Genomic DNA, 21,345 nt, shown 5'->3' with positions numbered 1-21,345 from the left:
GGCCAGATCATCTTCGCAGTTCAGCAACTACTTCTTCTTCTCGTCGCCGTCATCATCACGCTTGTCGCTTGACGACGACTCCCGCGATTTCTCCCCTTCGGTGCCAAATACAGCTCCCTCGGGATCGGACTTATCGCGCAGCGCCAAATCAGAGATAGCCTTCGCTAGACGCTCAGCTTTATCCAGAGCTGCTTGGCGATTCTCACTCCACGTTGGCAATTTAGAAACCGCCGTGGTGAAAAGCGGAATTCCCTGTTCATTAGTCACTACTGTGCGATGGATTCGTTTACTGCGGTTGCGACTGGCAGCCGGATTCTCAACTACCTTCACCGCAGCCTGATCGGTGATCGGCTCACCTGGGTCTGTGGTGCCAGCGTTTTCAGCCGAACCGTCCGTGTCAGCAGAGTCACCGGAATTGTCTATGTTCCCGGAATCGTCGTCTACCGCGTCTGCAGCCACAGCATCAACAGCAGGCGCGTCACTCTTCTCCACACTGTGGAGCAGCGCTGTCACGCCCATCTCTGTTTCAAAATCCATGGCATTCGAATCAATCGAGCCACCGGAGACCATGCCAACTGCATAGGCTCCCTGCCCGACATGAGCAGTAAGAGACTCCGGCAAATCCAGTATTCTAAACCGGGTATCGTCGGGTAGCTCTTCGGCGAGCATGGCCTGGAGCTCGTGAACGTCGTCAAGCGCGTCGGAATGATGTAGCAATACCGCAGGCGGACGGTTCGCCGATGACGCGGACCGCACCATCTTCGTGGCGAAATCCACCATGCGCTGCTTGACTTTCGCCTCTGTCCGGCACTTGGCGACCAGCGCTAGTGAGCCATCTTTAATACCGACGATGGGTTTGATAGCGAGAGCCGTGGAGAGCATTGCTTGGCCTGCAGAGATGCGACCGCCACGGCGCAGCGAGTCAAGCTTCGGTACGAACAACCAGAGTCGATAGCGCTGCAGCACATCACGAGCTACATCGGCAACCTCATCACGACTGGCCCCGGCACGCGCGGCCTTAGCTGCCGCGATGGCAGCGGCACCGACTCCAGCTCCGACGGTGTCGGTATCGATGACGGTCACACGGTCCAGCGCACCAGCAGCGGTGACAGCGTTAGACCAGGTAGCGGACATTCCCTTGCCAAGATGCAGGGCGACAACGCCAGCGTCAGAACCATCCTTGTTGGAGCGTTCCAGCGCACGCGCATATGCGGCGCACAGCTTCAGCGGACTGACTGCCGACGTGGTGACGGCATCTTCATTGATGTCATGGCCGATGGGAACCACGGTGATGTCGAGCTTGCGGGCAACCTCGGGCATCAGGCACGCGGTGTCATCGACAACAATGCGAACGCGACCGTCACCGGGCATGGCGGCCTCCTGAAGAATCAGAAACCTGCAACTCCCGCTCACGGACCTTCGCGTTAAAAGCATTCAGGTACCAGGAGGTCTCACCATTGACGCGCGTGCGCTGCTCCATTTCGACCCACGCAGTGTTGCCCAGTCCGTTGAACGTGCTGAAGTAGTCGCGCGGCATCTGCAGCAAGGCTGCGGTAGCGGCAGCAATGGCACCACCGTGGGACACGAGCACAAAGGTATCCGACTCCCAATCGGAGTTGGCCGCTAGCTCAGCAATGACCGCCAGCATTCGGTTGGAAACCTCAAAACGGGTCTCGCCGCCCTTGGGCGCCCAGTTGAGATTATGGCGCCAGTGGTCACGCATACCGGGAAACGCGGAGTCAATCTCGTCGTAGGTGCGCTCTTGCCATTCACCGAGGTTGGTCTCACGCAGGCGCTTATCAAAACTCAACTCTGCACCGGTGGCCTCAGCTAGCGCACGGGCGGTGTCGGCTGCCCGGATCAGGTCGGAGGACACGATTTTTGTGATTCGCGGTTCAGCCTCCGCCAGGTACTGCGCCGCAGTACGGGCTTGCTCGCGACCAACGTCGGAAAGCTGCGTGTCCAGCTGTCCCTGAATGCGGCCGGTAGCGTTATACGATGTCTGCCCGTGCCGCAGCATAATCAGGCGACGTCGAGCGGCAACATGTGCCTCGCGTGAGCCCGCCACAATTAAAACTCGTCCGTGTCCGGGTTTTCGGCAGCCAGCGGAATCTCGTCGATGGAACGAGCATTGCGGGCGGAATCTTCGCCGTCCTCGTTGCTCGGCTGCTCGATGCCCTCGACCTCGATGCGCGGGCAATCGCGCCACAGTCGATCCAGGCCGTAGAAGTCGCGTTCTTCACTGCGGAAGACATGCACGACAATGTCGCCGTAATCCAGCAGCGCCCAACGTCCCTCACGGACACCTTCGCGGCGAACCGGCTTTGCGCCGAGGTCACGCAGATCGTCCTCAATTTCGTCGACGATTGCGGCAACCAGACGCTCATTGTCAGCACTGACCAGGACGAATGCGTCCGTAATCACCACCGGGCCAGAGACATCGAGAACAACGACGTCCTCACCCTTTTTGCTATCGGCGGCCTTCGCCGCGGCGGTCGCCAGCTCAATGGCGCGTGGTTGTGCAGTCACGAAAGACTTCAGCTCCTTGTGATTAAAAGTCGTGAAAAACAGCGTTTGTACTTGTAACTTACCGTCTCAGCGGGATTTTGCTAACTTTCAGTCCGCGGTATCGGACTTCGCATCCACCGATGCCGCATCCTCGGAGGTCGAGTTCACCGATGCGGGGCCCACAGAACCAACCGTGCCCTCAGCAGACTGGTACAGACCCCGCTTAGCGATGTACTGCACCACGCCATCCGGCACCAAGTACCAAACAGGGCGTCCTGCCTCCGCGCGCTTTCGACAATCGGTAGAAGAAATAGCCATGGCGGGAATCTCGATGAGGTGCAACCGTGAAGCGTCGATTCCTTCCAGGTCCTCTGCCCGCAGGTGAACCCCTGGACGAGTGACACCGACGAACGTTGCTGCGTCGAACATCTCCTCCCAGTCCCGCCACGTCATAATCTTCTGCAGCGCATCGGCACCGGTAATGAAGAACAGATCCGCGTTGGGATAGATGACCTTCAAATCCCGCAGCGTATCGACGGTATAGGTCGCACCCGGCCGATCAATATCAACCCGCGAGACCGAAAACTGCGGGTTCGACGCAGTGGCAATGACCGTCATCAGGTAGCGGTCTTCGCTGTGAGAGACCTTCCGGCCACGCTTTTGCCACGGTTCACCCGTGGGCACGAAAAGCACAAAGTCAAGGTCGAAACGGTCTGCCACCTCGCTGGCGGCAACCAGGTGACCATTGTGGATGGGATCAAAAGTGCCACCCATTACGCCAATGCGCTGCCGGGGCGCGTCCGCCGACTTCGCTGTCAACGCGGCGTGTACTCGCGACCGCACACTTTTCTTGCGCTTAATCATGACTGGCACTTTACCTGGGCACTACGGACGAGTCTGTCCACGACCAGCCAAAACCCACTTGCTGCTGGTCAGCTCCGGCAGCCCCATGGGCCCACGGGCGTGCAGTTTCTGAGTGGAAATACCAATCTCTGCGCCGAAACCGTACTGCTCACCATCGGTGAATGCAGTGGAGGCATTGACGCTGACGGCAGCAGCATCAACACGGTCGACGAACTCCTGGCACACGCCCCAGTCACGTGCAGAGATAGCTTCCGTGTGGCCCGAGGAGTACTCAGTGATGTGATCCGTCGCGGCCACCACACCGTCGACGATGCGCGCTGCAATGTCTAGCGAGAGGTACTCATCCGACCAGTCTTCCGCCGTCGCAGGAATGACCTCACCAGTCCACCCAGAGGCCGCCAGATTATCGACATCGCCGTGGACCGCAACGCCAGCGTCGGCAAGCGCGTCCAAAATGCGGACCTGATCCTGCGCGGACAGCGCCGAGTCAATGAGAACCGTTTCAGTGGCGTTACAGACGCTCGGACGGCGGGTCTTACCGTTAATCATCAGCGCAATCGCTTCGTCGATATCGGCGGAAGCATCGATGTAGATGTGGCAGTTACCGGTACCGGTCTCAATGGTCGGCACCGTTGCCTTCGTCACGACGGCCTCAATCAGACCGGCACCGCCGCGCGGAATCACCACGTCAACCAGGCCGCGGGCAGTTATGAGATCTTGCACGGAATCGTGGGTCTCACACGGCAGCAGCTGAACAAGGTCCTCCGGTGCATCGTGGTTGGCCAGCACCTCACGCAAAACCGCGACCAGCTGCGTGTTGGAGTGGACGGCGGACTTGGAGCCACGCAGCAAGGCCACGTTGCCCGACTTCAGCGCCAGACCAAAGGCATCGACAGTAACGTTCGGGCGAGCCTCGTAGACCATGCCCATCACGCCCAGCGGAACGCTGACCTGGGAAAGCTTAATGCCGTTAGGAAGAGTGCTGCCCCGCAGCACCTCGCCTACCGGATCCGGCAGGGCCGCAACCTGGCGCAACCCACCGGCAATACCCTCAACACGATCGGCGTCAAGACGCAGGCGATCCAGCAGGGAGTCACTAAAACCACGGGCCTTACCGGCCTCGATGTCCTTGGCGTTGGCTACCAGAATCTCTTCAGTACGGGCGACCAGCGCATCTGCTGCGGCCAGCAGGAGCTCGTTCTTGCGTGCCGACGTAAAGCGAGCCAGCTCTCCCGCGACAGCCTTGGCACGCTGTGCCTTATCTAAAACCTCGGCGCGCTCAGCAGCACGCTCCGGACTAAGAGCCGAATCCTCGGCAATGCCCTGTTGATTGGTGTTAGCAGTTTCGTTCGTTTGAGCAGTCATGCCTACCAGCATAACTAGAGTGAGACATCATTTGAGGGAATTAGCTCAGCAACCCAAGGAAAGATGTAATTCATCAACAGCAGGAACACGATGACGGCAATCACGATGGTGATGATCGCTTTCACCCACCACGGACCCGGCAGGGATCGCCAAAAAGCTGCGTACATCTAGTTGACCTCCTTGGTCTCAACACCGGCGAGAACCGCGTGAATAATGAGCCGATGAGTGTTGTCCCACTGCGGATGGCAGGTAGTCAGCGTAAGTAGAGTCGCGTCACCGACCGGATTGAGGACATCGGCGCGGTCTGGAGTGACAATGTGCTGGCCGGGAATCTCGGGGACGTTAGTTCCTTCTGGCACGCAGTCGAAGCTTTCCCCTGCGCCAGCCATACCGTCGACCGGTAATACCTTGTAGCGGTAAATAGCATCACGCGTCTCTACAGTGATGTCATCGCACGTCTGCAGGCGGTCAATGTTGTCAAAGGGAGCTCCGTGGCCGTCACGATGGGCGGCATAAGAACTGTTGCCCACCTGCCCCGGAAGGGCTGTGCTCGGATAATGGCCGGGGCCACCGCGCAAAACTTCCTGAGAGACACCTTCGAATACGACCAAATCGCTAAAACCGGCCTTTGGAGCGGAAATCATCGCCACCGCAGAGCCAGGCACCCAGGAGCCCTCAACAGCTGGCTCCGTGCCTTCTGGCGCCGGAGCTGGGGCCGATGCCGGTGCGGACCATGCCTGCTGCAGCTCATCACGAGCCTGCTGCTGAGCTTTCCCGGTTTCAAGACCAGACCAGTACAGCAGATAAAAGGCGAAGAGCGCCACCAGCACTCCAGCGGTCAAGAGCAACTCGCCGATGACGCCAATAATTTTCGATAACACACTTAGGATTATGCCCGAAAGTTCCTCATCCAGGCAGTCCGCGCTCAGGCACTCCTCCCCCAGCCAGTCCGCACTCAGCTAGTCCCCACTCAGCCGGTCTTTGCCGAGGCACCTCTGTCCGGGCGCGCCCAGGTGCGCGTCTTTAAGCGCTGCAGCTCTCAGCGCAACGCTCTCCTAAGCGCGGGAGGCGAAATCCGACAGGTAGTCGGCATGGACGACAGGCTTCTGCATGTCATTCGGCAATTCCTCGGTGTGGTAGCCGATCATGCCCAGCAGTTCTTCAGAGTCATAGTTGACCTCGCCGCGTCCGATGACCTCACCGCTCGGGCCAATCAGGTCGACGATGTCACCAGCGGAGAACTCACCGTCAACCGAGGTGATACCGACCGGGAGCAGCGACTTGCGCATGCGGGTCACAGCGTCGACCGCGCCGGCATCCAGGCGAAGCAGGCCCGAGCTATCCGCTGCGTAGAGCATCCAGAACTTCCAGGCGCTCAAGCGGTTGTCCTTCGCGGCGAAAGCGGTTCCCACGTCTGCCTGGTCAAGTGCTCGCTCAATGTTGGACGCCGAAGTCAGCAGCACCGGCACCCCAGCACGCGAAGCCAGGCGTGCGGCAGACACCTTCGAGGCCATTCCACCGGTGCCCAGTGCCCCACCGTCACCGGCGATAACACCACGCAAGTCGTTACCGCTGCGCACCTCTGGCACAAAGGTTGCACCTGGATCGGCCGGGTTACGGTCGTAGAGGCCGTCGACGTCGGAAAGCAGAATCAGTGCATCGCAGTACGCCAGGTGACTGACCAGGGCGGCCAGGCGGTCGTTGTCGCCGAAGCGGAACTCCGAGGTCGCGACCGTGTCATTTTCGTTGACAATTGGCACTGCACCCAGCTGGCGCAGGCGGTCGATAGTGCGCTGAGCGTTGCGGGCACGCGAACGCACACCTGCATCGTCCGAGGTCAAAAGCACCTGCGCAGAAGTGCGGCCATAGCGCAGGAAGGAGCGTCCCCACTCCTGTGCCAGGCGCACCTGCCCCACCGCTGCAGCCGCCTGCTTGGTCGCCAAATCAGTGGGACGCGAAGTCAGCCCCAGCGGCCCCATTCCGGATGCCACCGCGCCGGAGGACACGACAATGACATCGCTAAAGCCCATACGCTTTTCCAGGGCATCGGCAATGAAGTCGATGCGTTCGGGATCGGTACGACCGTCAGATCCGGTCAACGAGGAAGAACCAATCTTCACCACGACACGCTTCGCGGTCCGAATTGCCTCACGAGTCTCGGAATCGAAACCGCCTTTGGTTCCCGGAGATAAATTCTCAGTCGCCTTTTCAATCTCAGCGACGGTGGACTCAGGATTGTTGTGAAGCAGCTCGTCGACCTCCTCACGGGAAATCGGCGCGTCCGATTCAGACTTCGGCGCGGTAGCTACCGGGGCATCTAATGCATCTGCTCCAGTGACGTCAACATCGTTGGCAACGGTGTCGGAAGGGATAACTGACTCACTCATTTCACTAATGGAAAACATGACGGTCTAATGTAATTCTGACTATATAATTGTTTAAACAATCAATGGCAAAATGCAAGTTTGAAGTCTTCGCTTGCCGACGACGCTGTCGCCCGCGACTATGAGTACCGGTCGCGAATAGCCTCTTCGCCATCTCCGAAATCGTACTCGTCAATCAGACCACGGCGGGCCTGCGATGCACGCTTACGCTGCTCGGCGCTAGTGCGCTCGTTGACGTAGAGACGATCGTCGGTACCACGGCCACTCGGCACGAAGTCATCGGTGCCCGCGACCTGCTGCGGGTACCACTCGAAGGTGAGATAGGAAATCGTCACCGGGCAGCCAACCGTTGCCCCAGCCTTTGCCAGGGCATCTTCGACACCAAGCTTGGCCAGGCGGTCAGCCAAGTAGCCGACTGCCTCGTCGTTTTCGAAGTCCGTCTGGTTAATCCAGCGCTCCGGCTTACGGCCACGCACAATGAACCCATCTGGGGTATTCGGATCGCGCTCGATAGTGAAGTCCGCGCCTTCGCGCTTCTTGCCACGCACACCTTCCGGACGGATGACCGCACGGGGCTCCTGCTCTGTTGGCAACGGATGCGCCTTGCGATAGGCGGCAATCTGATCCTTCAGACCGTAGGTCAGCTCCTTGAGCCCCTCGTGCGTCACCGTAGAGATCTCATAAATCGGCCAGCCGAACTTCTCCAGCTCCTCGCGCTGCATGTCAATCATTTCGCGAGCATCGGGCAGGTCAATCTTGTTCAGCACGATGACGCGCGGACGCTCTGCGAGGTCCCCAAGCCCCACGTCGGCCTTCAGCACCGACTGGTAGTTGGCGAGTTCCGTCTCCAACGCCCTGATGTCAGAGACCGGATCGCGGTCGCCCTCCAGCGCAGCAGCGTCAACCACATGAACCAGCACAGCGCAGCGCTCAATGTGACGCAGGAAGTCCAACCCAAGACCTCGGCCTTCAGATGCCCCCGGGATAAGACCCGGCACATCTGCGATGGTGAAGGACTCGTAGCCAACGTTGACTACACCCAGGTTCGGCTGCAGCGTGGTAAATGGGTAGTCACCAATCTTCGGCTTAGCAGCGCTCATGGTGCTGACCAGCGAGGACTTTCCGGCTGACGGGAAGCCCACCAGTCCAACGTCTGCCATGGATTTGAGCTCCAAGACAAGGTCCTTGGCCTCACCCGGCTCACCGAGGAGAGCGAAGCCCGGCGCACGGCGGTTCTTGTTCGCCAGCGCTGCGTTGCCCAGGCCACCGTAACCGCCCTCAGCGGCAATGAAGCGGGCACCCTTACCTGTCATGTCCGCGAGCACTTCCCCATCCTCGGTCATGACAACCGTGCCCTCCGGCACTCCGAGAACCAGGTCCTCACCACGAGCACCGTTGCGGTGATCGCCCGCGCCCGGCTTACCGTTGGCAGCCTTGATATGGGGGTGGAAGTGGAAGTCCATCAGAGTGTGAATCTGCGGGTCGACGACCAGCACAATGTCGCCACCGTGGCCGCCGTTGCCGCCATCGGGACCGCCGAGTGGCTTGAACTTTTCACGCAGCACCGAGTTACAGCCGTGACCACCGTCGCCGGCCTGCAAATGCAGTACGACACGATCTACAAAACGAGACATAAAATCACACACACTTCCGAGCGGAGAGCCATCTTCTAGTGCCTGGAGTAATGCCCTAATTTAAGCGAGCCGACGGGCAGAAGTCTAGGCGGTAACAAAACGCTGCCTCGCAACCTAAAAGCGCGAAACAGTACATAAACAACAAAAGAGCCGATTACCTTTCGCAGTGGGAAAGGAATCGGCTCTTCTGCAAGGCAGTTAAACCTGCCTCAAATTCAACGTTGCAGTAATCCTATGTGGACAACCGAGGGTTGTTCTTAGGAGTTATTCTCAACGATGCTGACAATGCGGCGGTTACGGCGGGTACCGAACTCGACTGCGCCTGCCTTCAGAGCGAAGAGAGTGTCGTCGCCGCCACGGCCAACGTTCTCACCCGGGTGGAACGAGGTACCGCGCTGACGAACGAGAATCTCGCCTGCCTTAACCTGCTGGCCGCCGAAGCGCTTCACGCCGAGGCGCTTAGCTTCGGAGTCGCGGCCGTTGCTGGTGCTGGATGCACCCTTCTTAGTAGCCATGATTTTCTCCTAGGGAAAAGCTAATTGGAATTTCGGCGGTTTACTTGGAGACGCCGGTAATCTTCAGAACAGTGAGCGGCTGACGGTGGCCGTAGCGGCGCTTGTAGCCAGTCTTGTTCTTGTAGTGCATGCCGCGGATCTTCGGGCCCTTTGCGGCCTCGACGATCTCTGCGTTAACGGTAACGTTGGCAAGCTTGTCGGCATCCGCAATGACATCTGCGCCATCGACGAGCAGAACCGGGGTGAGAGCCACGGACGAACCCGGCTCACCCTCGATCTTCTCGACCTTGACGAGGTCACCTTCGGCAACCTTGTACTGCTTGCCGCCGGTCTTGACGATCGCGTACATAGGAGGGCTACCCCTTTATCTGAGAAACTCGACTCAAGGAATCTTTGTAATTCCTTGACTGGACAATGGAATTGCGATTAGTTGCGTGTGCAGAACACTTCAGGGACATACCCGAAAGCCAAATCCGAGTAGATTTCCCCGCTCTGGCCGTTTCCTTACCACCAGCGCCTCAAGCACCCGTGGGCATGACCAGATACGCCTACTAATCAGCGACTGGTCAAGAGTAGCGAAAAATCCCCCTAAATTACAAACTGCCCGAGTAAGACCCTGTCCCCCATTGGTTTCCACGGTCATCTCGGGCAGTTTCCGAAGCCACTTTCCACTCCCTGCTTTAGGGAACGGAAAATGGTCTTCTATCTGGCCTTATTCCAGATTTCCGCTACCTAGTTCTGGCCACTTCGGCGCACCGCACGACGCACGCGGCGGCGACGATTGGCCGGTTTCGTCTCCGGCGCCGATGCACTGCGATTAGACTGCTTCCGCTCCGGCTTAGCGCTCCGGTTCGAAGAGTCCTTTCGCTGCTTCGGCGCAGTCGCTCCGGCATCGCTTTGCGACGAAACCCTGCGCACCGCCCGACGGCGATTACGGCGAGCTCCCGAGCCCTGAACCGCTACGACCTCAACACGCGACTTGCCCGAGCGGCGTCCACCGCCACTGCGGTTGGTGCTGCGGTTGCTGTCATCGCGGTTGTCTTTCGCACGATCTCCGCCCTTGCTGCCTTCAGAGTCCGCCTTTGGCTTAGTGGACTCGAAGTCCTCGCGACGCGGTGCGCGATCCGAGCGGGAGTTACCGCGCGTCGGACGACGACGGCGTGGAGAACGCTCGAACGCCTCCTTGGCCTCCTCATAGGTCTGGGACTCCGCGGCCACAGCCTTACCGGTCTTGTTAGCGTTGCCGCCCTTGCCATCCTTGGCTGGCTCCCTCACATCTGTGGTGGCAGCTGCCTGAGACTCAGCCTGAGGCGCAGTGGTTTCATCCACAGCAGTACGACGCACAGCGCGACGACGGCGACGTCGAGCACTAGCGCTGCTGGAGCGTTCAGCCTCGCCACGGCCTCCACCGGAGCCACCGTTATCGGTGCGCTCGGCACGCTCAGCACGGGTCGGGCGCTCCGAACGCTTACGACGATCACCATATTCTTCGTCGCGGTCATCAGCGTCGCGTGCAGCCGAATCAACGGCAACATGCTCCGCTACCCGGCGACGCGTAGCCCGACGGCGGCGGCGCTGCCCCTCCTGCGGCATGTAACGGTCATCCGACGGTTCCTCTGGGTCCTTCTCACGGGCTTCCGCAACAGCTGCGGCCGCCAGAGCAGCCAGGTCATTGGAGTTCTCCGATTGCTCAGTACGCTCGCGGCGCTCCTGACGGCCACGGCCGTTCTGTCGCTGCTCATCGTTTCGGCCCTGGCTCTTACGAACCCGGCGACGACGCGGCGGCTTCGGCTCATCGTTCTCAGAAGAGACGATGACAGCTTCGACAGCAGCTGCAACACGCTTGTCGGCTGCGTCTTTGTCGCGCTGGTTGGTCTCCGCGTCGTCGTCACGCGTTGCCTTGGAAGAGCCTGCCTGGTCGCCCTGATCGCGGTGCATGGCCAGCGCGGCCGGGTGGTTGGCCGGATTGTGCTCCGAGCGCGACTTGTTGCGGCGCTTGGACTTGCCCTGCTCGTCGTTGCGACGGCCATTCTTGTGGCCACGGCTCTGATTGTCCTGCTCGACCGGATCGATGTGGATAATCAGACCGCGGCCATTACAGCAGCTACACGGCGTGGAGAAGGTCTCCAACAGGCCTGTGCCCAGACGCTTGCGCGTCATCTGGACGAGGCCGAGCGAGGTGACCTCGGAGACCTCGTGACGCGAGCGGTCGCGGCCGAGAGCCTCCTTCAGACGGCGCAGCACCAAATCCTGGTTTTCCGGCAGCACCATGTCGATAAAATCGACGACAATCATGCCGCCCAGATCGCGCAGACGCATCTGGCGGACGATTTCCTCAGCGGCCTCCAGGTTGTTGCGAGTGACCGTCTCTTCCAGGTTTCCGCCAGCGCCGGTGAACTTACCGGTGTTGACGTCGATGACCGTCATGGCCTCGGTGCGGTCGATGACCAGCGTGCCGCCCGAAGGCAGCCAGACCTTGCGGTCGAGTGCCTTGGCCAGCTGCTCATCGATGCGGAAGTGCTCGAAGACATCGGCGCCGCCGTGCTCCTTGGCGAAGTAGCGCTGCAGTCGCGGCTCCAGCTCCGGCGCCAGGTCGCCGATGTAGTCCGTCACTGTGTTCCACGGGCGATCGCCCTCCACCACGAGACGCGAGAAGTCCTCGTTGAAGACGTCGCGGACGACCTTGACCAGCATGTCTGGCTCTTCGTACAGCGCAATCGGCTTTGCTCCACGCTTCGCCTTCGCCGCCTCGGAGGCTTCCCAGATCTCCTGCCACTGCGTCTCCAAGCGCTTAATGTCGGCCTCGATGGCCTCCTTGGACACACCCTCGGCGGCGGTACGGATAATCGTGCCCGAGCCCTCCGGCGTAACCTCGCTCAGAATCGACTTCAGGCGCTTGCGCTCCGGCTCCGGCAGCTTGCGGGAAATACCCGCGCTACGGCCGCCCGGCACGTACACCAGGAATCGACCAGCCATCGAAATGTGGGTGGTCAGACGCGCACCCTTGTGACCAATCGGGTCCTTGGACACCTGGACCAGAATCTGGTCGCCGGCCTTCAGCGCATGTTCAATCTTGCGCGAACGCGACTTCGTGCCCAGCAGCTTCCAGTTCAGGTCACCTACGTAAATGACACCGTTGCGGTCGGTTCCGATATCGATGAACGCCGCTTCCATGCTGGGCAGGACGTTCTGCACGCGACCGAGGTAGATATTGCCGATCTGCGTGGTCTGCGTGTCAGAGGTAACGAAGTGCTCGACCAACAGGTCGTCTTCCAACACACCCACCTCAGTGACAATGCCCGCGTGGTCATGGCGCTTGCGCTCACGCACCACCATCGTGCGCTCCACCGACTCACGACGAGCCAGGAATTCCGCCTCCGAGATTACGTGGCGCTTGCGCGATTCCTCACGACGCTCGATACGGCGACGTCGCTGCGCCTCCAGGCGAGTCGATCCCTTAATCGCCTGCGGTTCCTCGACCTCTTCGCGGGTGTCCTCTTCCTCGCGCTCTGTGTTTTCGGTGGTCTTCTCCGCCTGTTGCGCGTCATCATTACGACGCCCACGTCCACGACGGCGACGACGCGGGCGCGGCTGACGCTCCGTTTCGCTTGACGACGAGCCGTCCTGCCCCTCCCCCGCGTTGTCATCGGTGCCCTGGTTGGAGGCCCCGTTGTCAGCTGAAGCTGCATCCTCGGTGGCCGAATTCTTGGCCGTAGCCGGGACAGCCTGCGGCGCCAGGAAGATAGGCGCAAACGCGGTCTGCTCTTCCGCAACCGGCGGCTCCGGGACTACCGGCGGCTCGATGTCCTGCAGGGCTTCGCTCTGAGTTGCCTGAGTTTCCTGCGGCTCTTGCGCTTCCTGAATTTCCTCTGCTGCTGGAGCGCTGGTCGTGCGGACCGCACGGCGAACTCGGCGACCACGACGTGTGGTCACTGCAGCGCTCTTTGCAGCAGGTGCTTCGGCGGAAGCTTCCTCAGCGGAGGTTTTCTCAGCGGTCTCGGCTACGGTGTCGGCAGCCTTCTTATCGGAAGCATTCTTATCTGCAGCCCTCTTCGACGACGACTGAACGACAGCCTCAACAGCTTCCTCGACGACCGAGTTCGAGTCCTTCTGCTCGTCCTTCGCAGCGGTTTCTTCCGGAGCGCCAGCGGTCTTCTTCACAGCCCGCTTACGCGTTGCTCGCTTCTTAGTCGTGCTCTTCTTCTCTGCGCTCTGCTTCTCTTCAGCCTGCTTCTCTGCGCTCTGCTTTGCCGAGGATTTTCTAGCCGAGGCCTTCTTGGTGTCCTTCTTCTCGGTCGCTTCCTCGGCAGGCGCTGCGTCCGACTTAGCTTCGCTCTGAGCTGCCTTCTGGTCGGCCTTCTTTTCTGCCTTCGGCGCAGCCTTCTTTGTGGCCTTCTTCGCAGCCGACTTCTTGCTGTTCTTCTTAGCAGCTGGCTTCTTCTCGGACTTAGCTGCGGTTTGCTCGTCCGACTTCTCATCCGCCGCGTTCGGCTTACCTGCCGACTGCTTTTCCTTCGCGGCCGGCTCTTCGCCGGTTGGCTTGGTCGCAGCAGCCCCGTCGTCAAGCGAGGCATCCTCTGGATGATCGCCGATGAAATTCAGCACTGCGTCGAGCTGATTTTGATTAATGGTGGACGCAGCGGACTTTACGACGATCCCCGCGTGCCCCAGTGCTTCGATGGTCTCCTTCGAGGTCAACCCCAAGCTCTTGGCCAGGTGGTGGACTCGGGTTTTCAGAGCCGCTGACTCACGATCAAATTCGCGTGCCTTAGCGACAACATCCTGGCTGAAATTTGCCACTGTATTTGTTTCTCCTTGACACCCCACCACGCAAAACCCGACAACAGGAAGCACACTCTTTGTCATTCCATGTGCGCCTACATCCGTTGTGGCCTTGGAAACCAGGCGGAGCAACGATGTTGCGACAGCCACTTCATTTGCGCCAAATGCGCAGATAGAGGGCCGAAAACGATGAACAATTATGAAAGTCTTATTGGCAGGCCTACCGGCTGACTCGGGGATTCAGCGATCACATGCGGCATATTTCATCCGCCGGAGCGAACTCCCGGGCACTACTGCTGCTGTCCATTGTCGCACATATCGAGCAGGTGGCGCGCACCGACATTGGTGGCGGCGGGCCAATCCGAGTTACTGACTGCGTTTATGACAGAAATGGCCTGAAAAATTGCCGGAAAGTGTCATAAACTCCTACAGTTTCACATTTGCAGCCCGTGCCCGCATTCACACGTGCAGCCCGTGCCCGCATTCACTCGTGCAGCCCGCTGAAGGGCCGCCCCACGGTCGTCGACAAGCAAAAAGCGCCGAACCGGCAAACAATTTGCTTGCTCAGTTCGGCGCCAGTTCAACGCTCACGGGTCAATGCTGAACCGTCAACGTTTAGAGGTTTGGGAACCAAATACCAATCTCGCGCTCAGCGGACTCCGGAGAATCGGAACCGTGAACAACGTTGTTAGCAACCTCGAGTGCGAAGTCACCGCGGATGGAGCCTGGGGTTGCGGCCTCAACCGGGTTGGTGCCGCCAGCGAGCTGACGCCAAGCAGCGATTGCGTTCGGGCCCTCGATAACACCAGCGACCAGCGGTGCAGAGGTGATGAAATCAACCAGCTCACCAAAGAACGGCTTATCGACGTGCTCTGCGTAGTGCTCCTTCGCAGTTGCCTCGTCAGCAACACGGAGGTCAAGCGCGACCAGCTTCAGGCCCTTGCGCTCGATGCGGGAGATAACTTCGCCGACCAGACCGCGGAAAACGCCGTCTGGCTTGATCAGAATAAGAGTACGTTCAGTCATGGTGAGCATCATACTATGACAAACCCCGCTGCACCGGAGTGGTGGTGCAGCGGGGTGAAAGTCGCGACTACGAGCGCGGGAGACTTACGAGTGCTGGGTGGTCAACAGACCGCGCTCCATACGCTGGAGGAGGTTCTTCCGCAGGTGCAGAATGTAGGCCCACACTAGGGCGAAGAAGATACCCACCACGCCCATGGACACATGCGTGAAGATAGCCAGCACACCAAAGACCTGCAGCACAATGTTCGCCTTCAGTGCCCAGGGCTGCTTCTGCAGGAAGGCCATCGCAATCAGAGCCAGGCCCAGGATGGTGATGTACGTAACCGAAAAGGTCTGGTTGATCTGGCCGTCGGGAATGCGCGTGACCACAGTCAGACCAAGCAGCACCGAGATAGCCTGCATAATCAGCGTTCCGGACATAACACCGCGCAGACCCTTCAGCGGGTCCTTAGCCGGATCGTGTCCCGCACCGAGCGGGCCATACTTGCCGCCCTCACTCAGGTCACGCCCCTCGCGGTAGGCGCGCAGGGCCTCGCGGTCGGCAGCGGTGTAGTCCTCCGCGCTATTGCCCTGTGGCTGGCTCGCCTGAGATTCGCTCATTGCGGGTCCTTTCCAAATAGTGTCCGGGCTTCGCCCGCAGTGACAACAGATCCAGTGACGATCACACCGGATCCAGAGACAATACCGTCTCCGGTGTCGGTTTCCTCAGCCAGCGCGACAGCTAGCTCAACGGCGGACGGCAGAGTTGGCACGCGATGCACGCGCTCCTCGCCGAAAATCTCCTCCGCGAGGTCAGCCAGGTCGTCGTAGTGCAGCGCACGCGGCGAGGTGTTCTGGGTGATAACCACTTCTTCGAAGTAGGGCTCCAGCTCAACCAGCAGCCCACGAGCATCCTTCTCCCCCAGCACCGACAGCACACCGATGACACGGCGGAAGTCGAACTCAGCGGAGAGGGCCGTGCGTAGCGCACGGGCACCGTGCGGATTGTGGGCGGCATCGATGAACACCGTCGGGGTCGAGCGCACGCGCTCCAGGCGGCCGGGCGATGCGACCGTCGCAAAGCCTTCGCGAACCGCATCAATGTTGAGCGGACGCCCCGGACCTGCGCCGAAGAACGCCTCCACCGCAGCCAGTGCTGTGGCTGCGTTACGCGCCTGATGCGGACCGTGCAGCGGCAGATGGATGTCGTCATACTCGCCGGCCAGGCCCTTGAGCGTCAGGTTCTGCCCGCCGACCGCCAGCTGATGACTGACGACGCCGTACTCAACTCCGGCGCGGGCGACGGAGGCGTCCATTTCCACGGCACGGCGCAAAACGACGTCCATTGCTTCCGGTTCCTGCTCGCCGACAATGGCGACATTGTCCGGTGGCGTGAGCAAGTCGTCCTTATTCCACCGCGACTTGATGATGCCGGCCTTCTCAGAAGCGATTTCAGCCAGGGTATCTCCGAGGTACTCCGTGTGATCGAGACCAATTGGGCAGATGACTGCCACGTCGGCCTCCACCACGTTGGTCGCATCCCATGTGCCACCCATGCCGACTTCCACCACGGCGACATCGACAGGAGCGTCGGCAAAAGCGGCGTAGGCCATGGCCGTGAGGACCTCGAACTTGCTCATCTGCGGGCCGCCCTTTTCGGCGGACTTGGCGTCAACCATTTCCACGTAGGGCTGAATCTCGCGCCAGATGCGCACGTAATCGCGTGGATGAATGGGCTGGCCATCGATGGCGATGCGCTCGGTAACCAGCTGCAGATGCGGACTGGTGGTGCGGCCGGTGCGACGACCGAGAGCGCGCACCAACGACTCAATCATGCGCACAGTGGAAGTCTTGCCATTCGTGCCGGCAACGTGAATGACCGGAGTGGCACGCTCGGGATGGCCAAGGATGTCCATCAGCATCTCGATCCGCTCGAGCGACGGGTCAATTTTGGTCTCCGGCCAGCGCTGATCCAGCTCGGCTTCCACCTCTGCGAGCTCGCGCAGTTCCTCTGCGGTGGCCTCCAGCGGAGCCGGCTCGTTGACTGGGCGATCCACATCCACCGGCAGGCTCAGGCCTTCCTCTGACACGGAGACCTCACCGAGGCGCATGTCATCGGGCATGCGGTCATCAGCCATCACACCGGCGATTTCGCGAGGTTCGAGGTCCTCGACGATCTGGGAGTCAGCCGGATCGAATTCGAACTCAGGCGCTGCAGTGGACTCCTCTCGCAGCGCAGACTCTTCCTGCGTCACCGAATCGTCGCCGCCGCCAAGATTCAAACGAATCTCGCCTGCGGCCTCATCACGTGGTTCAGCATCCCGTGGATCGGTCATGCCTGCGGAAGTCCCTCCAAACGAGCCTTAATACGGTCAATCTCCTCCAGTGCGAACTGGTGGCGAGTCTTAATCTTCTCCACGACCTGCTCCGGAGCCTTGGACAAGAAGGCCTCGTTGCCGAGCTTCTTCTCGGTGCCGGCCAGTTCCTTCTCTGCCTTGGCCAGGTCCTTTTCCAGGCGCTTGCGTTCCGCGGCCACGTCGACGGTGCCGGAGGTATCCAGCTCGATCAGGACCGTGGCCTGAGACAGACGCACCTCAATGGAAGCGGTAGCGGTGAATCCATCCTCCGGTGCCTCAGCACGAGCCAGCGAACGAATCATCTCTTCCTGAGCAGTCAGATCAGCATCCGCCAGGTTCATGCGTGCCGGCACGCGCTGCGACGGCTTCACACCCTGGTCATTGCGGAAACGACGCAGCTCGGTAACCAACTTCTGGGCATCGGCAATACGACGTGCGGCAACCTCGTCGACAGCAGCGCTGTCGGTGGTCATGGTTGCATCCGGCCAGGCGGAAATAACCAGAGAGTCCTCGAAGCCCTCCGCGCCGTCGGTAAGCGCCTTCCACAGCGTCTCCGTGACGAACGGCATGGACGGGTGCAGCAGACGCAGCAGCGTATCCAGCACGCGGCCTAGAACCAGACGAGTGGAGGCGGCGCGGGCGGCCTGCTCCTCGGTCATGGTCTCGCCGTCATTCAGGCGTGGGAAGTCGACCTTGGTCATCTCCAGGTACCAGTCACAGACCTCGTCCCATGCGAAGTGGTAGAGGGCCTCGTTGGCCTTGGAGAACTCGTACTTATCCAGCGCAGAGTCGACTTCGGCGCGGACCTGTTCCAGGCGGTCCAAAATCCAGCGGTCGGTGTCGGTGAGCTGGTCACGGTCCGGCAGCTCGCCCACGTGGGCACCGTTCATCAGCGCAAAGCGGGTGGCGTTGAACAGCTTGGTAGCGAAGTTACGGGAGCTCTGTGCGGCGTCGTTACCGACCGGCAGGTCAGAGCCCGGGTTAGCGCCACGAGCCAGCGTGAAGCGAAGTGCGTCCGCACCGTAGTCACGCACCCAGTCCAGCGGGTCAATGCCGTTGCCGAGAGACTTCGACATCTTGCGGCCCTGCTCATCGCGGACCAGACCGTGCAGGAAGACATCCTTGAACGGCACCTGCGGACGACCGTCGCGGCCCTTACCCAGCGGTGAATCAGGCAGGGTGGCAGCAAAGGTCGAGAACATCATCATGCGCGCGACCCAGAAGAACAGAATGTCGTAGCCGGTGACCAGCACGGATGTCGGGTAGAACTTCTCCAGCTCTGGGGTGGCTTCCGGCCAGCCCATCGTGGAAAACGGCCACAGCGCAGAGGAGAACCAGGTATCCAGCACGTCCGGATCCTGCGTCCAGCCCTCGCCCGTCGGGACCTCATCATCCGGGCCGACACAGACGACCTCGCCATTCGGGCCGTACCAGATCGGGATGCGGTGACCCCACCACAGCTGGCGGGAGATACACCAGTCGTGCATGTCATCGACCCAGTCGAACCAGCGCGGCTCCTGCGAAGCCGGGTGAATAACCGTGTCGCCCTCGCGAACAGCATCGCCAGACATCTTGGCCAGCTCATCGACCTTAACGAACCACTGCAGGCTCAGCAGCGGCTCAATCGGCTCACCCGAGCGCTCCGAGTGACCGACCGAGTGAACGTACGGGCGAATCTCCTTGACAATGCGTCCCTGCTCACGCAGCGCCTCCGTCAACGCAGTACGGGCTTCCGCACGATCCATGCCGTCGAAACGCGTGCCAGTGTTGAAGATACGGCCAGTGGTGTCGATGACCTCCGGCATATCCAGGTCGTGGCGCTGACCCATGGCGAAGTCATTCGGATCGTGCGCCGGCGTGATCTTCACCGCGCCGGTACCGAACTCGCGATCCACGTAGTCATCGGCGATGACCTGAATCTTCAGGTCCTCGCGGAACGGGTGGTCCAGAACCTTGCCCACCAGGTGCGTGTAGCGCTCATCCTCCGGGTGCACGGCAATTGCCACGTCACCCAGCATCGTCTCCACACGAGTCGTCGCCACAACAATGGAGTCTTCCCCATCGCCGTAGCGGAAGGACACGAGCTCGCCTTCAGCGTCCTCGTACTTGACCTCAATATCCGAGATTGCAGTCTGCAGCACTGGCGACCAGTTGACCATGCGCTTGGCGCGGTAAATCAGGCCGCGGTCAAACAGTTCCTTAAAAATCGTCTGAACCGCACGGGACAGCCCCTCGTCCAGAGTGAAGCGCTCACGAGACCAATCCAGGGAGTCACCAATCTGGCGCATCTGGTTGCCGATACGTCCGCCGTAATCATGCTTCCACTCCCAGACCTTCTCCACGAATTCCTCGCGGCCATAATCGAAGCGGTCCTTACCTTCGGACTCCTTCAGCATCGCCTCGACCTTGGTCTGCGTTGCGATACCCGCGTGGTCCATACCCGGCAGCCACAGCACCTCGTAGCCCTGCATGCGCTTACGTCGCACCAGCGCATCCATCAAAGTGTGGTCCAGTGCGTGGCCCATGTGCAGCTGACCCGTCACATTCGGCGGGGGCAGCACAATAGAGTAAGCCGGCTTGGAGCTAGACGGATCAGCCTTGAAATAACCGGCGTCTACCCAGCCCTGGTACAGGTCCGACTCCACGTCAGCCGGGTTCCACGACTTGGGCAACTTATCTGCTCTGTTTAGGTCCACGTTGTTCTCAGTCACGCGTCACATCTTAGCGCCTTGCCCGGATTTGGTTTTCCAGGGGCTTTACGACGGCCCTTGCACCCCACCCATATCTGCCATCGGCGACTTATACACCGCCTAATTCAAGCCTTTCTCCCGCTCCGAGCCAAACCGCGATTACCGCGCAAAATAAAAGCGCTCTCTTGTGAAATCATCACAAGAGAGCGCCTCTAAACGGCCGTTGAACAACTCTTAGACCAGCAGGTCCTTAACAGCCTCGCGCTCTTCGCGCAGTGCCTTGACGTTGCGCTCGATGCCAGCGCGCTGAACCTCGGAGAGATCCAGGCCCTCAACGCGAACCCACTCGCCGTCCTTGGCGTAGCACGGAACACCAGCGACCAGGCCCTCGTCGATGCCGTAGGAGCCATCGGACGGAAGGGCGACAGAGACCCACTCGCCCTCTGGGGTACCCGTGACCCAGTCACGCATGTGGTCAACTGCGGCAGCGGCAGCGGAAGCTGCGGAGGAGGAACCACGGACCTCGATGATTTCTGCGCCACGCTTGGCGACACGCGGAATGAAGTCCTGCTCGACCCATGCAGCGTCCACCTTGTCGGAGACCTTCTCGCCTGCAATGGTGGCGTAGGTGATGTCCGGGAACTGGTCTGCGGAGTGGTTACCCCAGACAATCATGTTCTTGATCTCAGTGGTCGGAACACCAATCTTTTCCGACAGCTGAGACAGGGAGCGGTTGTGGTCCAGGCGCATCATGGCGGTGAAGCGCTCTGCCGGGATGTCCTTAGCGTGGGATGCGGCAATCATGGTGTTGGTGTTGGCCGGGTTGCCGACAACCAGAACCTTGATGTCGTCTGCTGCATGATCGTTCAGTGCGGCACCCTGCGGGCCGAAGATCTTGCCGTTGGCGCCCAGCAGTGCGGAGCGCTCCTCGCCCTTGCCGCGCGGCTTTGCACCGACCAGGAAGGCGGCGTTAGCACCGTCGAATGCCTTTGCCGGATCATCGGTGATGTTGATGCCAGTCAGAAGCGGGAAGGCGGAGTCAAACAGCTCCATGGCGACGCCTTCGGTGGCGTGCAGCGCCGGAGTGATCTCCAGCAGGTTCAACTCAACCGGGGTCTCAGGGCCGAAAACCGAACCGCTGGCAATGCGGAAGAGCAGGGAGTAAGCGATCTGTCCGGCGGCGCCGGTAACTGCAACCTTTACGGGAGTCTTGTTCACTTCAGGCCTTTCTCGAGAGAGAA

General features: G+C 60.4%; 17 protein-coding genes. All 17 read right to left on the bottom strand.

Going from position 1 to position 21,345, the window contains the following annotated elements; all coding sequences use genetic code 11:
* Positions 1-27: 27 nt before the first annotated feature.
* Entirely contained in the window at positions 28-1,371 is a 1,344-nt protein-coding gene (locus tag CRD20_RS08575; protein ID WP_187405249.1) for a DegV family protein, read from the bottom strand.
* Positions 1,361-2,068, bottom strand: a complete 708-nt coding sequence (locus CRD20_RS08570; RefSeq protein WP_187405248.1) for a histidine phosphatase family protein — start codon at positions 2,066-2,068, stop codon at positions 1,361-1,363. The genes CRD20_RS08575 and CRD20_RS08570 overlap by 11 nt, the downstream gene beginning before the upstream one ends.
* A 2-nt stretch (positions 2,069-2,070) precedes the next feature.
* Positions 2,071-2,529 (bottom strand): ribosome silencing factor, encoded by a 459-nt coding sequence (rsfS, locus tag CRD20_RS08565; RefSeq protein ID WP_005511538.1) that lies wholly within the window; start codon positions 2,527-2,529, stop codon positions 2,071-2,073.
* An 87-nt stretch (positions 2,530-2,616) separates the two neighbouring features.
* Entirely contained in the window at positions 2,617-3,372 is a 756-nt protein-coding gene (nadD, locus tag CRD20_RS08560; RefSeq protein WP_070546418.1) for a nicotinate-nucleotide adenylyltransferase, read from the bottom strand.
* Positions 3,373-3,393: 21 nt separating this feature from the next.
* On the bottom strand, positions 3,394-4,737 hold the full coding sequence (locus tag CRD20_RS08555; protein ID WP_224783791.1) for a glutamate-5-semialdehyde dehydrogenase: 1,344 nt from the start codon (positions 4,735-4,737) through the stop codon (positions 3,394-3,396).
* A 14-nt stretch (positions 4,738-4,751) separates the two neighbouring features.
* Positions 4,752-4,904, bottom strand: coding sequence for a hypothetical protein (locus CRD20_RS08550; RefSeq protein ID WP_016422316.1), 153 nt, complete (start codon positions 4,902-4,904; stop codon positions 4,752-4,754).
* Positions 4,905-5,618, bottom strand: a complete 714-nt coding sequence (locus CRD20_RS08545) for a class E sortase (protein ID WP_187405247.1) — start codon at positions 5,616-5,618, stop codon at positions 4,905-4,907.
* A gap of 174 nt (positions 5,619-5,792) precedes the next feature.
* Positions 5,793-7,142 (bottom strand): glutamate 5-kinase, encoded by a 1,350-nt coding sequence (gene proB, locus CRD20_RS08540; protein WP_016422314.1) that lies wholly within the window; start codon positions 7,140-7,142, stop codon positions 5,793-5,795.
* A gap of 98 nt (positions 7,143-7,240) precedes the next feature.
* Positions 7,241-8,755 carry a GTPase ObgE gene (obgE, locus tag CRD20_RS08535; RefSeq protein WP_070866543.1) on the bottom strand — a complete coding sequence of 505 codons (1,515 nt, stop codon included), beginning with the start codon at positions 8,753-8,755 and terminating at the stop codon, positions 7,241-7,243.
* A gap of 257 nt (positions 8,756-9,012) precedes the next feature.
* Positions 9,013-9,270, bottom strand: a complete 258-nt coding sequence (rpmA, locus tag CRD20_RS08530; RefSeq protein WP_016422312.1) for a 50S ribosomal protein L27 — start codon at positions 9,268-9,270, stop codon at positions 9,013-9,015.
* A gap of 40 nt (positions 9,271-9,310) precedes the next feature.
* Entirely contained in the window at positions 9,311-9,619 is a 309-nt protein-coding gene (rplU, locus tag CRD20_RS08525; protein WP_005511541.1) for a 50S ribosomal protein L21, read from the bottom strand.
* Positions 9,620-10,002: 383 nt separating this feature from the next.
* Entirely contained in the window at positions 10,003-14,070 is a 4,068-nt protein-coding gene (locus CRD20_RS08520; RefSeq protein ID WP_187405246.1) for a translation initiation factor IF-2 N-terminal domain-containing protein, read from the bottom strand.
* Positions 14,071-14,667: 597 nt separating this feature from the next.
* Positions 14,668-15,078 carry a nucleoside-diphosphate kinase gene (gene ndk / locus CRD20_RS08515; RefSeq protein WP_187405245.1) on the bottom strand — a complete coding sequence of 137 codons (411 nt, stop codon included), beginning with the start codon at positions 15,076-15,078 and terminating at the stop codon, positions 14,668-14,670.
* An 84-nt stretch (positions 15,079-15,162) separates the two neighbouring features.
* A complete protein-coding gene (locus tag CRD20_RS08510) occupies positions 15,163-15,678 on the bottom strand; it encodes a DUF4233 domain-containing protein (protein WP_070595796.1) in 516 nt (171 codons plus the stop codon).
* Positions 15,675-17,180 carry a folylpolyglutamate synthase/dihydrofolate synthase family protein gene (locus tag CRD20_RS08505; protein ID WP_231367219.1) on the bottom strand — a complete coding sequence of 502 codons (1,506 nt, stop codon included), beginning with the start codon at positions 17,178-17,180 and terminating at the stop codon, positions 15,675-15,677. Before CRD20_RS08505 ends, CRD20_RS08510 begins: the two co-directional genes overlap by 4 nt.
* Positions 17,181-17,389: 209 nt before the next feature.
* Positions 17,390-20,125, bottom strand: a complete 2,736-nt coding sequence (locus tag CRD20_RS08500) for a valine--tRNA ligase (protein WP_187405244.1) — start codon at positions 20,123-20,125, stop codon at positions 17,390-17,392.
* 213 nt (positions 20,126-20,338) lie between these two features.
* The gene (locus tag CRD20_RS08495) at positions 20,339-21,322 is read right to left on the bottom strand and encodes a malate dehydrogenase (RefSeq protein ID WP_016422306.1); all 984 of its coding nucleotides are present in this window, start codon (positions 21,320-21,322) and stop codon (positions 20,339-20,341) included.
* Positions 21,323-21,345 lie beyond the last annotated feature (23 nt).

The organism is Corynebacterium sp. LK33 (assembly GCF_014334955.1).
GTDB classification, from domain to species: Bacteria; Actinomycetota; Actinomycetes; order Mycobacteriales; family Mycobacteriaceae; genus Corynebacterium; species Corynebacterium jeikeium_D.
Note: the sequence above shows the minus strand (reverse complement) of the source record. Positions and strands in the feature narration are given on the sequence as shown.

Coding starts and splice junctions, on each gene's coding strand:
- rpmA (WP_016422312.1), bottom strand. CDS start 9,270: ATGGCTACTAAGAAGGGTGCATCCAGCACCAGCAACGGCCGCGACTCC.
- obgE (WP_070866543.1), bottom strand. CDS start 8,755: ATGTCTCGTTTTGTAGATCGTGTCGTACTGCATTTGCAGGCCGGCGAC.
- CRD20_RS08510 (WP_070595796.1), bottom strand. CDS start 15,678: ATGAGCGAATCTCAGGCGAGCCAGCCACAGGGCAATAGCGCGGAGGAC.
- CRD20_RS08575 (WP_187405249.1), bottom strand. CDS start 1,371: ATGCCCGGTGACGGTCGCGTTCGCATTGTTGTCGATGACACCGCGTGC.
- CRD20_RS08550 (WP_016422316.1), bottom strand. CDS start 4,904: ATGTACGCAGCTTTTTGGCGATCCCTGCCGGGTCCGTGGTGGGTGAAA.
- CRD20_RS08505 (WP_231367219.1), bottom strand. CDS start 17,180: ATGCCCGATGACATGCGCCTCGGTGAGGTCTCCGTGTCAGAGGAAGGC.
- rplU (WP_005511541.1), bottom strand. CDS start 9,619: ATGTACGCGATCGTCAAGACCGGCGGCAAGCAGTACAAGGTTGCCGAA.
- ndk (WP_187405245.1), bottom strand. CDS start 15,078: ATGACTGAACGTACTCTTATTCTGATCAAGCCAGACGGCGTTTTCCGC.
- CRD20_RS08555 (WP_224783791.1), bottom strand. CDS start 4,737: ATGACTGCTCAAACGAACGAAACTGCTAACACCAATCAACAGGGCATT.
- proB (WP_016422314.1), bottom strand. CDS start 7,142: ATGTTTTCCATTAGTGAAATGAGTGAGTCAGTTATCCCTTCCGACACC.
- nadD (WP_070546418.1), bottom strand. CDS start 3,372: ATGATTAAGCGCAAGAAAAGTGTGCGGTCGCGAGTACACGCCGCGTTG.